At 66.9% G+C, this 12,875-nt stretch carries 14 protein-coding genes; 7 read left to right on the forward strand and 7 right to left on the reverse strand.

Annotated features, from left to right (window positions below; translation table 11 throughout):
• The first annotated feature begins 333 nt into the window (after positions 1-333).
• Both HUT19_RS19915 and HUT19_RS19920 read left to right on the forward strand, forming a co-directional pair.
• The gene (locus HUT19_RS19915; protein ID WP_368661699.1) at positions 334-678 is read left to right on the forward strand and encodes a BlaI/MecI/CopY family transcriptional regulator; all 345 of its coding nucleotides are present in this window, start codon (positions 334-336) and stop codon (positions 676-678) included.
• A gap of 3 nt (positions 679-681) precedes the next feature.
• Entirely contained in the window at positions 682-1,626 is a 945-nt protein-coding gene (locus HUT19_RS19920; RefSeq protein ID WP_176181772.1) for a M56 family metallopeptidase, read from the forward strand.
• Positions 1,627-1,672: 46 nt separating this feature from the next.
• Here the strand turns inward: HUT19_RS19920 and HUT19_RS19925 are convergent, their stop codons facing one another.
• From HUT19_RS19925 to HUT19_RS19950, 6 genes are all read right to left on the reverse strand, one after another.
• A complete protein-coding gene (locus HUT19_RS19925; protein WP_176181773.1) occupies positions 1,673-2,680 on the reverse strand; it encodes a sporulation protein in 1,008 nt (335 codons plus the stop codon).
• Between the two features lie 92 nt (positions 2,681-2,772).
• The gene (locus HUT19_RS19930; protein WP_176181774.1) at positions 2,773-2,994 is read right to left on the reverse strand and encodes a hypothetical protein; all 222 of its coding nucleotides are present in this window, start codon (positions 2,992-2,994) and stop codon (positions 2,773-2,775) included.
• A gap of 130 nt (positions 2,995-3,124) precedes the next feature.
• Positions 3,125-3,709 (reverse strand): TerD family protein, encoded by a 585-nt coding sequence (locus tag HUT19_RS19935; protein WP_176181775.1) that lies wholly within the window; start codon positions 3,707-3,709, stop codon positions 3,125-3,127.
• Positions 3,710-3,809: 100 nt separating this feature from the next.
• Positions 3,810-4,385, reverse strand: a complete 576-nt coding sequence (locus HUT19_RS19940) for a TerD family protein (RefSeq protein WP_176181776.1) — start codon at positions 4,383-4,385, stop codon at positions 3,810-3,812.
• Between the two features lie 61 nt (positions 4,386-4,446).
• Positions 4,447-4,797 (reverse strand): helix-turn-helix transcriptional regulator, encoded by a 351-nt coding sequence (locus HUT19_RS19945; RefSeq protein ID WP_254885667.1) that lies wholly within the window; start codon positions 4,795-4,797, stop codon positions 4,447-4,449.
• 99 nt (positions 4,798-4,896) lie between these two features.
• Entirely contained in the window at positions 4,897-5,352 is a 456-nt protein-coding gene (locus tag HUT19_RS19950) for a tellurite resistance TerB family protein (protein ID WP_176187077.1), read from the reverse strand.
• Positions 5,353-5,630: 278 nt separating this feature from the next.
• On the opposite strand from HUT19_RS19950, the gene HUT19_RS19955 reads away from it, so the two are divergent.
• From HUT19_RS19955 to HUT19_RS19980, 5 genes are all read left to right on the forward strand, one after another.
• Complete coding sequence (locus HUT19_RS19955) at positions 5,631-6,995, forward strand: hemolysin family protein (RefSeq protein WP_176181778.1); 1,365 nt, start codon at positions 5,631-5,633, stop codon at positions 6,993-6,995.
• The gene (locus tag HUT19_RS19960) at positions 6,992-8,011 is read left to right on the forward strand and encodes a hemolysin family protein (protein WP_176181779.1); all 1,020 of its coding nucleotides are present in this window, start codon (positions 6,992-6,994) and stop codon (positions 8,009-8,011) included. The genes HUT19_RS19955 and HUT19_RS19960 overlap by 4 nt, the downstream gene beginning before the upstream one ends.
• A gap of 216 nt (positions 8,012-8,227) precedes the next feature.
• Positions 8,228-9,394 carry an acyltransferase family protein gene (locus tag HUT19_RS19965; protein ID WP_176187079.1) on the forward strand — a complete coding sequence of 389 codons (1,167 nt, stop codon included), beginning with the start codon at positions 8,228-8,230 and terminating at the stop codon, positions 9,392-9,394.
• 508 nt (positions 9,395-9,902) lie between these two features.
• A complete protein-coding gene (locus HUT19_RS19970; protein WP_176181780.1) occupies positions 9,903-10,418 on the forward strand; it encodes a hypothetical protein in 516 nt (171 codons plus the stop codon).
• A 1,423-nt stretch (positions 10,419-11,841) separates the two neighbouring features.
• Positions 11,842-12,291 (forward strand): hypothetical protein, encoded by a 450-nt coding sequence (locus tag HUT19_RS19980; RefSeq protein WP_176181782.1) that lies wholly within the window; start codon positions 11,842-11,844, stop codon positions 12,289-12,291.
• A 261-nt stretch (positions 12,292-12,552) separates the two neighbouring features.
• Here the strand turns inward: HUT19_RS19980 and HUT19_RS19985 are convergent, their stop codons facing one another.
• Positions 12,553-12,849 (reverse strand): helix-turn-helix transcriptional regulator, encoded by a 297-nt coding sequence (locus HUT19_RS19985; protein ID WP_254885668.1) that lies wholly within the window; start codon positions 12,847-12,849, stop codon positions 12,553-12,555.
• Positions 12,850-12,875 lie beyond the last annotated feature (26 nt).

A 12,875-nucleotide genomic window follows, 5' to 3' on the forward strand; every position in this document is an offset into this window, starting at 1 on the left:
ATGCCCTCCGATCCCCGGGGCGGCCGGCAGTGACCAGCCATGCGACACTGCGTAGCGCTTCTGCTGCTCCGCTCCCGCCTGGTCGGGCATGTGACGTCCGGGACCTGAGCTCAACCTGAACGCCGCCGCGTCCTCTGGATGAGCACCGTGCTCGCTGTACGGGGCACGACTCAGATTCCTTCCCGCCCCATGGAACGTGATCGGGGTGTTCGGGGGGTGACTCAGTACGATGGGCTGGCTAACTGTCCGGGCTCCACGGTTCGGGCGGAGGGAGACGGGGTGAGAGATCAGGGACGGCAGGACCCGCGACCGCGCCGCCGCGGCCAGGGAGAGTTGGAAGCGCAGGTGCTGGGGGCGCTGTGGGAGGCGCCGGGCCCGGTCGCGGCCGTGTGGGTGCAGGAACGGCTCGGCGGAGATCTCGCTTATACGACAGTGATGACCATCCTCTCCCGGTTGCACGTCAAGAAGGCCGTGACCCGTGAACGAGTCGGCCGTTCGTTCCTGTGGCAAGCCGCGTCGGACGAGGCAGGGATGGCCGCCTCGCGGATGCATCGCGTCCTGGACGGACAGAACGATCGGGAAGCCGTACTGGCGAGCTTCTTCACCACTCTGACTCCGGAGGACGAGCGACTCGTGCGTGATCTGCTGGGCGATGCGAAGGCCGATCCGAAGGACTGACCGATGGGCATCTTCGTCTTTCTGCCGCTCGTCCTGCCCTTAACAGCGCTGCCGATCGCCCGCTTGGCGGAGCTGCACTTGCACCCCCGAAGCGCTACCCGGCTGCTGACGGCCGTCGGCGGCGTGCTCGCTCTGTGCAGCACGCTGTGCCTGATGCTGCTGGTGGTCGTCGGCACCGCGCAGCTCCCGGGGAACCCGCTGCCGGACGGGTGGTCGGACCCGGAGGTGCGCGCCGCGGTGCCCTACGACGAGGTCGCGGGGAAGTCTGCCATCGGGGCCCTGGCCGTCGTGGGTGCCACGTGCGGAGCGTTGTTGCGGAGGCATTTTCGGGTACGGCGGGAGGCTCACCGCGCGCTGTCCGGCATGCCGGACGCGCCCGTGGCAGTTCTCCCCGATACCCGGGTGTACGCCTACGCGCTTCCTGGCGGCGCCCATACCGGGGGTGTGCCGGGACGGATCGTGGTCTCCAAAGCGATGCTGGCCTGTCTGGATTCCGGGGAGCGCGCGGCGTTGATCGCCCATGAGCGGGCTCACCTCCTCGCGCGCCACCACCGCCATCTGCTGCTGGCGCAGCTGGCGGCGCGGGCCAATCCGTTGCTGGTCCCCTTGCGGGATGCGGTGGCGTACAGCGCTGAGCGCTGGGCGGACGAGGAGGCGGCGCTGGCGGTCGGCGACCGGAAAGCCGTGGCGCGTGCCGTCGGCAAGGCCGCACTGGTGTCGCACGGCACGCCGGTGGCGACGCTGCTGGGGTTCGCCGTGCCGGGGCCGGTGCCCCGGCGGGTGGCTGCCCTGCTCGGCCCTGTGCCGCCCAGCGGGTGGCCGCCGGTGTTCACGGCGGTGGGTCTTGCGGCCTGGACGGCGGCGGCCGGTACGGCGGCCTCCGCCTTCTCGTCCGCGAACGCGGCGGTCGCGCTGTTCGTCGTCCTGGCGGCGGCGACCCCGCTCTGAGGCATCCGGGGGCTACTGACTCGCCGCCCACCGGTGCCCGATCGTTCTACTCTTCCTCTTCCTCGTCCTCGAAGGCGTCCCCGATCTCGTCGACGACCTCAGCCGCGACGATGCCGCCGACGACACCCACCGCGACACCCGCAGCCACACCCGCCACGACGGCGCCGGTGCTGGGGCCGGAGCGGTGATGGGGGTCGTGGTGCGGCTCGTGGGAGTGGCCGTGGCCGCCCATGTCGTGTCCGTAGGCCGGGGCGTATGGAGTACCGTGACCCGCCGCGGGGCCGTGCCGTTCCACCAACTGACGGATCCAGCCGTCCACTTCGGCGTTCCAGTCGGTGTGGGCGACGCTGTCGTGGGTGACGGTGAAGTGCGTGAGGGCGTCGTGGCCGTCGGAGAACAGACCGCCGCGCTTGTCCGCCTCCAGGACGACCTCCATGCCGGCGGGGGTGGCGAGGAAGGTCACCTCGATCTCGTTGACGGCGTGGGCGTACTGCGGGGCCGGGGCGAGCTCGATCTCCTGGTAGAATGGGAGCGTCTGCCCGGTGCCATGGATGTGGCCGAACTCCAGGTCGACGGAGCGGAAGCCGAACCCGAGCTGTCCAAGCGCTTCCAGGACCGCCTCCTGTACGGGCAGGGGACCCACCCGCAGCGGGTCCAGGTCGCCTTTGTCCTTCGCCCCGGTGACCTCCAGCTCGGTTCGCACCCCCAGGACCACCCCCAGCGGCTGTCCGTGCAGCTCGGTGACCGGGGTCTCCCAGGGAAGGGACAGCGTGAACGGCACGCTGCGCCGCTCGCCTTCGGCGAGCCGGAAGCCGCCGCCGACCGTCGTGCGGTCGAAGATGACGACACCTTCGCTCTCGCCGTCCTCGTGCTCGGCCTCGACCCGGGCGACCAGCTCCAGCGTGATGTGCTCGATCTCCACATCCGTCCGGCCGCCTTCGATGTGGACCTGACCGGAAAGGGTGCCGCCGGGCAGGGCGGGGCCTTCGTCGAGGACTGTGTCGACCGACGGGGCGCCCACGCCGATCGCTCCGAGCAGCCGTTTGAACACCATCGTGGCGTTCTCTCCTTCGTGAGTTCGTCGTCCGGTACGACGGCCGCGGTGGCGGTCCGGGCCAGCCGGGCACCACCGCGGCCACGCACGGACTACTTGGTGGCGTTGTCCAGCGAGGCGAGTACGGACGCCCACTGGAAGTACTTGAGGTTGGCCAGATCAGCGACCGTCTTGATGCCGAATGCCTCATTCAGCAGCTCGCCATGACGGTCCGACACGCCCTTGAGGGCCGAGACGGGTGCAGCAAGGATCTCCGGGAGCTCCTTGTCCGCCCACGCCTTGTCCACCATCGTGCCGAGGTCTATCGAAGCCATTTCGTCCTCCGGATACTGGCCGGCCCGCCATGGCGGGCCGGTGGCCGCGCCCGCGGCCGACCGCAAGAACTACACCACTGTAGAGAAAGTTCCCCCAGCAGACGAGAACCGGCGTTTTTCGGCCGGGCCGCTACAGCTGGGTGACGATGTCGGGGAGGAGGTCTTCGAATGTCCGGCCGTGGGAGGGCGCGCCGATAGCCGCCATCTGCCAGCCGCTGTCCGACCGGAAGACCTTGGCCATGATCATCGCCGTGTACTGACCGCCACCGGTCAGGGTGTAGCGGGCCAGCTCCTGGTCGGTGTTCTCGTCGACCAGGCGACAGAAGGCGTTCTGGACCTCCTGGAACTTCTGGCCGGTGAAGGAGTTCACCGTGAAGACGATCTGGTTGACCTTTGGGGGGACGCGTTGAAGATCTACGATGACGCTCTCGTCGTCACCTCCCTGGCCCGCCCCGCCGACCAGGTTGTCCCCGTCGTGGCGTACGGATCCGTCATCGCTTCGCAGGTGCTGGAAGAAGACGACATCGGCCATCTTGCGGTCGATGAAGAGCAGCGCGGAGGCGTCGAGATCTATGTCGCGTGCGCCGATCAACCTGCCGAGAAGACCCTTGCGTCGGGCAGCCTGCCACCCGAGGCCCATCCGGACCACGCCGAGGGCTTCTCCGTCGGACTTGCTGAGGCTGATCTGCTGTCCTTTGGACAGGTTCACGGTCACGTACGGATGCTCCTTGGATGAGAAGCGGGTCCTGCGTCCCCGGTCGGAAACGGAGGTGCCCGGCCGCGCTGCGGGCGGCCGGGCCAGGCGGTCGGGCAGTTCAGACGCTGACGCCGAAGTCCTGGGCGATGCCGCGCAGACCCGAGGCGTAGCCCTGCCCCACGGCGCGGAACTTCCAATCCGCCCCGTGCCGGTACAGTTCGCCGAAGACCATGGCGGTCTCGGTCGAGGCGTCCTCGGTCAAGTCGTAGCGGGCGATCTCGGTGCCGTCAGCCTGGTTGACCACGCGGATGAAGGCGTTGCGGACTTGACCGAAGCTCTGCCCGCGTGCCTCGGCGTCGTGGATCGAGACCGGGAACGCGATCGTGGTGATGTCCGCTGGAACGGCGGCCAGGTTGACCTTGATGGCCTCGTCGTCGCCCTCGCCCTCACCGGTGAGGTTGTCACCGGTGTGTTCCACCGAACCGTCCGGACTGGTGAGGTTGTTGTAGAAGACGAAGTGTTTGTCGGACACAACCTTGCCGGATCCGCCGCACAGCAGCGCGCTGGCGTCCAAGTCGTAGTCAGTGCCCGTCGTCGTCCGTACGTCCCAGCCCAGACCGACGATGACGGCAGTGAGACCCGGCGCCTCCTTGCTGAGTGAGACGTTGCCGCCCTTGGCCAGGGAAACTCCCATGTTTCTCCTCCTGGGCCCTCCGTTGAGCCGAACGCAATCTACACAAGTGTAGAAGTGAGTCTCAGGGGTGCAAGTGGCGTGAAGGGGGCGCGTCTCGCGGCTCGGGGGAGCTCAAAAGGTATGCCTGGAGCTCGCCGAGGAGATGGGTGATGCCTTCCTTGTCGGTGCGGTAGCGCACGAGTTTGCCGTCACGGGTCGACTGGAGGAGTCCTCCGCGCCGGAGAACGGCCAGGTGCTCAGAGGTGGTCGAACGGCCGATCCCTGCCTGCTCGGCGACCTCGCCGACCGTCAGCTCGGCACCTTCGGCGAAGTGCCGCAGCAGCTGCTGCCTGGTACTGCTGGCCAGCGCTTTCAGGAAGACCTGAAGGTGGTGGCCGGGAATGTCGGCACCTGGGTCTATCTGTTGCTCCACCTTGGAAATCCCCCCTGCCATGCCTTCGGTCAGTGTTCCGCAGCCCTGGCGGCAGGCCCGGCCGTCAGTCGCCGGACCCGCCGCCGTCAGGGGTGCCGCTCAGAGGTCGAACTGGGCGGGCGGAATGTCCAGCGCGAAGCACGCCTCCTTGACGACGGCCCGCTCATTCTCGTCGAAGTGGCCGTCGGCGCCGCCGATGACGATTCCGATCTGCACGACAGCCCATGCCTCGGTGGGCTTCTTCTTCGCCTTACCGATCTCCTGCATGACGCCGACCTTGCCGAGGGCGAAGTCCGCGGTCAGCTTGTTGACGTTCTCTTCGAAGCGGCGATGCAGGTCCTCCGGGGGAAAGTTCTGCAGCACGTCGTTGGTGGCGATGAGCTGGGCCACCCGCTGCCGCTCGGACGGGTCGATCGAACCGTCGGCCGCGGCGACCAGGGCGCACATCGCCATGCTCGCGTCCCGGAACGCCCCGCTCTTGAGTTCGTTCTTCTTCGCCATGAGCTGACCCTGCATCTGCTGGGCCGAGTCCTTGAACCGGTCCCACAGTCCCATGTCCATCTCCTTCTCGCTGTTGCGTGGCATGTGTTGCGTGTTAGAGGGGCGCAGCTCCCGAATCTACAGGCTTGTAGAATCCTACGCGTGGTGGTGGTCAAGATTCCGTGGGGGCTAGGCCGGACGGACGCGCGGCGGGGGGTTACGCTCACCCCTCAAGAACGTGGCTTGGAAGAGGAGTGCTCTTTGTCCGGCAGTACGACGGACTCCCCGGGGCATAGTCCCCGACCATCCCGCCCGCTCGCTGTTGACTGCGGCACTCGGCGAGGTGGTGTTCGATGAATGCCGCACTCAGTCTGCTGGCCGTTCTGGTCCTGACCGCTGGCACGGGCTACTTCGTGGCCCAGGAGTTCGCCTACGTGGCCGCTGACCGGCTGGCCCTCACCCGCGAGGCGGAAGCCGGTGACAAACGAGCCGCGCGTGCTCTGCAGGTGCTGGAGCGCCTCTCCTTCATGCTCTCCGGGGCCCAGCTCGGCATCACGGTCACCGGGCTGGTCGTCGGTTTCCTCGCCGAGCCCTCCGTCTCCGCACTGCTCGAACCGCTGCTGATCGGGATGGGAATTTCCGAGGGCGTCGTCGATGCTGTCTCGGTGGCTCTCGGCTTCGTTGTGGCCATGGTGCTCCAGATGGTTGTGGGCGAGCTGGCGCCGAAGAACCTGGCGCTCGCTGTCCCGGAAAGACTGGCCAAGTCCTTGGCTTCCTCCACCCTGGTCTACTTGAAGATCGTGGGGCCAGTGGTGCGGGTCTTCGACGGTGTCGCGGCCAAGATGCTGCGTGGCGTCGGCATCGAGCCGGTGGAGGAGCTTCACCACGGCGCGACGCTGGAGGAGCTCGGCCACCTCGTCAGCGCCTCCCATCAGGGCGGTCACCTGCCATCCGACACCGCCGAGCTGCTCGATCACGCGATGGAGTTCTCCGACCGCACCCTGGACGAGGTCATGGTGCCGCGTGTGGACGTGACGTTCGTACGGGCCGAATCCGCGGCATCCGAGGCTGTCGAACTGATCGCCCGTTACGGCCACTCGAACTACCCCGTCCTCGGGGAGCGCCTGGACGACATCGTGGGCGTCGTGGGTGTACGGGAATTGATGCGGCTGGCTGCCACCCGGATCGAATGCGCCACCACCGCCGAACTGGCCCGCCAACCGCTCCTGCTGCCGGCCACCCTGGCGCTGCCCCAGGCCGTCGAGCAGATGCGCGCGCAAGATGAGGAGTTCGCCCTTGTCCTGGACGAGTACGGCGGCCTGGCAGGAATCGTCACCTTCGAGGACATCGCCGAGGAGCTGATCGGCGATATCGCCGACGAATCCGACCGCGTCGTCGAAATTGCCGTCGCCGACGGTGCGGGCTGGCTGGTGAACGCCGGTTGTCGAACGGACGAGGTCGAGAAGGCCACCGGCATTGGGCTCCCTGAGGGCGAGGTTTACGCCACCGTCGCCGGACTGGTCGTCGACCGTCTCGGCCGCTTCCCCGCCATCGGTGACCGCTTGACCCTCGATCTGCCCCACGGAGACGCAGTGGTAATCGAGGTCAGGTCCCTCGACCGGCATGTGCCCGAACGGGTCCGGATGGAGCGCCTGACCGGCGACGGCACGGCCGCCATGACCACCACGACGGGTGAGCACGAGGACGGACACGCATGAGTCTCCCGGTAGCCCTCTTCATCACCGTTCTGCTGCTCATCGGCAGTGGATTCTTCGTCGCAGCCGAGTTCGCACTCGTTGCTGCCAAGCATCACCGCATCGACCAGGCCGCAGCGCAAGGCCGGCGCGGCGCCCGCGCTGCGCTCGCCGGAATGCGTGAGCTGTCGATGATGCTGGCCGGCGCCCAGCTCGGCATCACCGTCTGCACCCTGGGTCTGGGCAGCATCTCCGAACCGGCCATCTCCCACCAGATCGACCCGATACTGCACGAAGTGGGCCTTCCCAGCGGACTCAGCTACGCCATCGGCTTCGCCGTCGCGCTGGTCGTCGTGGTCTTTCTGCACATGGTGGCCGGCGAGATGGCGCCCAAGTCCTGGGCAATCGCCAACCCGGAGCGCTCCGCGATGCTGCTCGCCCCCGCCTTCCGGGGGCTGGTGCGGTGCGTACGCCCGCTGATCGCCCTGTTCAACACGGTCAGCAATGCCCTCGTCCGGCTCTGTCGGGTCACCCCGCGCGACGAGCTGATCTCGGTCCACAACCGGGAGCAGCTGACCCACCTGGTCGCCGAATCACAACGCCTCGGCCTCATCAGCGAGACCGACTCAGGACTGATCACCCGCTCCCTCACCGAACCACAGACCCCGGTGGGCACCCTTCAAGTGCCCGCCGAGAGGATCACGGACGTACCCGCCGACGCTGACGCGGAAGCCATTCTCGTGGCCATGGCAGCCAGCGACCGCACTCGCCTCCTGGTCCGCGACGGCAGCGCGGTCATCGGCTCCCTCCACGCCCGTGACGCCATCGTCGCCCGCGCGCGATCCCGGACTGTCACCGCCCGGGAACTCGCGCGTCCGGTGCCGGTCCTGCGGACGCGTGACAGTGTGGCGCACGCCGTGGAGCAGCTGCGGCAGCGCCGCGCCTCCCTGGCGGTCGTTCACGACGCCGACGGATGTCTGACCGGGCTGGTCAGCCTGGACGACCTGATCGTCCGGCTCATGGCTCCGCAGGCCACGTAAGCCCGCCACACCGTACGGAAGCCCCTGCCCCACCGGGGGCTTCCCTCTTGGCACAGATCACATGCGACCTTGGCGCAGATCACAGCGACGGAAATTTACGCGTCCGACATCGCGTGATTAGGGTGCTGTGTGATGCAGTGCCTCGCCAGTTTCGCTCATTTGCTGTAAGACGCAGGACTTACTTGAATGGTTGCCCGAGGAGGTCCTGTGGATGAGATGACGCGCGAAGGAAGCGTTCTGCGTGCCCCGCTGCCCCCTGTCCAGGAGAGCGGGAGCGGTGGGCCGTCACGTTCGCGAGGCAGCCAGAGAAAGGGACCGGCGACGGGCTCGGAGCCAGCGAAACAGCGCGATGCGTTCTTCGACAACGCCAAGTACATGGCGATCGTGCTGGTCGCCATGGGGCACGCCTGGGAGCCCCTGCGCGAGGACAGCAGGCTGGCGGCGGCGCTCTACATCACCGTCTACACCTTTCACATGCCAGCGTTCATCGTCATCTCCGGGTACTTCTCCCGCAGCTTCGACATGCGCCCGGACCGGTTGAAGCGCCTGATCACCGGCATCGTCGTGCCGTACCTCCTCTTCGAAACCGCCTACACCTTCTTCAAGCGCCGGGCCGACGACGATCCGACCTTCGACTTCAGCCTGCTGGACCCCTGGTACCTGACCTGGTTCCTGATCGCCCTGTTCGTATGGCGGATGACCACACCGCTGTGGAAGATCATCCGCTGGCCGGTCCCCGTCGCACTCCTCATGGCCACGGCGGCCGCTGTCTCGCCCGACATCGGCGATGATCTCGACATGCAGCGCGTCCTGCAGTTCCTCCCCTTCTTCGTCGTCGGCCTGTGCCTCAAACGCCGCCACTTCGACCTCGTCCGCGGCATCCGGGCCCGTAAGCTCGCCGTCCCTGTCTTCGCCTGCGCCCTGCTTGTCGCCTATTGGGCGGCGCCGCGGATGAACGCCGCCTGGTTCTATCGCCGCGACAGCGCCCAGGAGCTTGGCGCCCCATGGTGGGACGGCGTGATAATGACGGGCGCACTGTTCGGCTGCTCGATAGTGCTCACCGCATGCTTCTTCGCCTGGGTCCCAAAGCGCCGCATGTGGTTCACGATCCTGGGCTCGGGCACCCTGTACGGCTATCTGCTGCACGGCTTTCTCGCCAAGGGGTCCCGGTTCTGGGACTGGTACGAAGTGGACTGGGTTCACCATCCCCTGGGTGAAGCCACCGTCACCGCAATCGCCGCGACTGTGATCACCCTGCTGTGCACGCCGCCGGTACAGCGCGCGTTCCGCTTCGCGATGGAGCCGAAGATGCCCTGGGCGTTCCGGCAGGACCCGAATACATCGGTGGATACGGCTGAACGTACACGCGCGACAGGCACGTGACCCCCGGGCCTCAGAGGGCGTACGGGATCTGTGGCTTTCGCAATTCGCGTTTGTCGCTGATCGCGGAGGTGCCGGACGTCCTACGGCCGGGTCTGGGTGAACAATCCAGGTTCGGGCTCGGTGAGGATGCCGCGGGCGACGAGACGCTTGAGCTTGGAACGGACGCCTCATCGGCAGCAGGGCAAGATCGAGGGCTTCGCACAGGTCACGTGCCCGCAGAGGCTGCTGCTTCTGCGGGGAGCGAACTGGTCGCGGGTGGTGCCGATCAGCGCTGGGTTGTCCTCTCATAGGCTGGCCTCGCACAGCGACCGCCAGACGGGACAAGGGGGACACCGTGGGAAAGTCCGGGACAGCAGGCAAAGCCACTGCGGCACAGGGTGCCCCGGACCCGAGCCCCACCGCATCGCGCGCGCTGAACTCGCTGCTGTGGGCGTTGGCGATTCCGATGGTAGCCCTGGTGGGAGCGGTCCTCGCTCAGTTTTCCTGGCACTGGATCGGAATTGCCATCGTGCTCATCGCAGGGTTCACCGCGCCCATCGTGGCCGGAGGCGTTTGGAACCGCGCGGGGGCCGCGACTCTCGCGGCTGTCACCACGTTCGCGCTCGGTCTCTTCGCGGGGCCCACCCTGTACGAGACCTACGTCAAGCAGTACGGCGAGAAGTCCGACGCCTTGGTCGCCGACACTGCTAAGTACTCGACCAGGAGGAACAACGAGCGCAACGTCTGCCGCGTGGTGGACACCTCGGGCAAGGTCCAGGACCTGTCCGAACAGCAGAACTGCCAGGGCCAGTTCAAGCCGAGGCAGCACATCATCCTTTACAAGGATCCACTCGGCGTCCTCGAGCCGTGGGCCGAGGCCACGGACGACCGCAGTTTCGACGCCGTCGACCTGTCGGCCACCGGCGGCCTGTTCACCGCCACCGCCGCGGCGCTGTTCTACGCCGGGACGCGGCGGCGCTCGGACCAGGAGATGGACGCGAAAAAGCTCCGCGAGTACGGCCCCCCGCGGCGATCGGAACCGTAAGCCCCGGCGCATCCCATCTCAAAGGTCGCGATACGACTTGCGTTGGGTGAGGCTCGCTGATCGCGGAGGTGCCGGACGTCCTGCGGCCGGGTCTGGGTGGACAATCCGGGTTCGGGCTCGGTGAGGATGCCGCGGGCGACGAGACTCTTGAGCTTGGAACGGACGCCTTCAACATTCTTCGGCAGCAGGCCGAGATCGAGGGCTTCACACAGGTCACGTGCACGCGCTGACGGCCGGAGACAGATGGGCCCCGAGCGCGGAAGAGGCTCCCACTCCCACCGCCTCGCAGATCTTCCGCTGCTGATCGGCCGCGCGTTCCGCGGCCCCGATACACCACAGCCGGTCGGCACACCGATCTCCTGAAGAGGCCACCCCTACCTCCTCCTGGATATCGACGGCGTCCTCAGCGGGCGGGGACGCTCGTCCGGGCGATCCGATGCGCCGCACCACCGGCCGGCCGACGTGCGGGCGTACCCGATCCGCACCGGCCGCTGGGTGAGGGGCGCGGACACGACCGCGAGCACCGGGCCCTGCTTCCACGCGCGGCCTTACCCTGGCCTGCCTCTCGCTGGCAGCAGCACTCCTCGCCGTCTTCAGCGAGACACACCGATGAGCTACTAGGGGGTGCCTGGTGGCACGGGCCCCTACCCACGCGCTGCCGCCCTGCCCCTGCACAGCCCGACTTCGTACCAGCGCTACCTCCAGCAGCTCCGGGCCCGAACTCCCCCAGCGGGCGCATACCCCTACCCAGGAGGACAGGCACAGCCCTGTCGCTTCGGCCTTCGACAACTTCCACCACCAGCAGCGCAGCGGTGACAAGGAAGTGACGAGGCAGGGGTATGCCTACCTTGCAGGGCAGAGAAGGAGAATCCCGCCCCTGGGCAGCACCTGTCGACCTCAACTGCCTGCGGAAGCCATCACATCTCGGCTGGTGCAGGTCCTGAGCGGCCTTTCCGGAGCAAGGTTTGGCACCTGCAGAGGGCGAGCGTGCAGCAATCCCATCAGAGCCAGGCCTTCCCCAAGCAGACCCTGGGCCCTGCCTGTTCCGTGGTACACCACGGCTTGTCTCCGATGTCGACGCCGAGGACAGGGCTGTCCAGATACGGGGAATACACACAGGGCTTGGAAGGCACTGCCGATGCCATGCCCCTCAGGGAAAGGCAGCACAGGGTTACCCCAAGACCAGAGACCGGCTTCCCCTGATTTGGCAACGCAGGCCAGAAGAATTCCGCAATCCCTACCTGGCAACCCTGAGACAGGGAAACGATTTTCCACTCACGACAGGCCTGTCTTTCGCTAAATCGGTAATTTTCGACCCGCTTCGCACATGCAGGTATCGGGTAATTGATCTTGTCGCTACTTCGAGTGAAGTACCCCTTGCGGGAGGGGCTGTTTATGTCCTCTCATAGGTATCGTCCTGGAAATGATCGACACTCTTGACTGGCCAGAACTGTCTGGCGATCCCGAGAAGTTCCTACAAGCCCTGGAGGAGAGGGAGGCCGAATTGCAGCAGGAGCTGTACAAGGTGCGGCAGGTGGCGAGGCAAGTGCGTCAGCTACTGAAGGTCAAGGACACCCTGGCCAGCTGGCACGAATCGGGCATCCCCGAGCAGCGCCAGGCCGAGAACCAGGCTGCAGGCCCTGAGGACGCAGCCACCGGCGGAACTCAGCCGCCCACGCGCAAGATCCGCATCATGACACTCCTCAGCCAGGATCCTCAGCGGCAGTGGAAGGTGTCCGATGTAGCGACCGCGCTCGACGAGGTGCCCAAAATCAAGAGCGTACGGGTTGCCATGGACGAGTTGGCGAAAGTCGGTTCGCTGACCAAGCTACCGAACGCCTTCTACAAAGTTGCACATTCACAGCAGTCCTGACTCAGAGAATCAGGAAGGCCGCCACCAAGGACTGGGGTCCAAGGTGACGGCCAACGGCGACGAACCCCACCCGAGACCTTCCACAGCGCCGGATCAGTTCGTCATGTTGCATTTTACGAGCGGCCAAGCGCCGCCGGTAGCTTATGACGAAAATGGACCGGCCCTTCGCCCGAAGGGATGACCGGCCTTTTGTCCAGCTTCGAACAATTCTTTGGTACACGCGTCTCGTTCGTCGGCTCTCCGCAGCGACGAGGCCCTGCCTCACACGTCGCGGCCCGGCCACAGGTCACAGCCCAGGGCCTTTTCCAGATTGGCAATGGTCAGCAGGTCGGGCCACGCCTCCCCGGCCAGCGCCTTGGCGATCGTGAATCGGGCCACCCCGCTGACGCGCGACAGGTGGGCCACGGACCAGCCCCTCTCCTCCAAGGCGGCTTGGAGCCTGAAAGCCATCGCCTGGGCCACCCGCGCCCCGTGGTGTTCCGTCATGACAGCCTCAGGCCACGCACCGCTGGCGCAGTAGGCGCGCGGCGGCAGTCGGCGGGCATCTCCTTGGGGCATGAGGCGAAGTCTGACCCATCTGGTCC

Origin of the sequence: Streptomyces sp. NA02950 (genome assembly GCF_013364155.1) — a bacterium.
Lineage (GTDB): Bacteria > Actinomycetota > Actinomycetes > Streptomycetales > Streptomycetaceae > Streptomyces.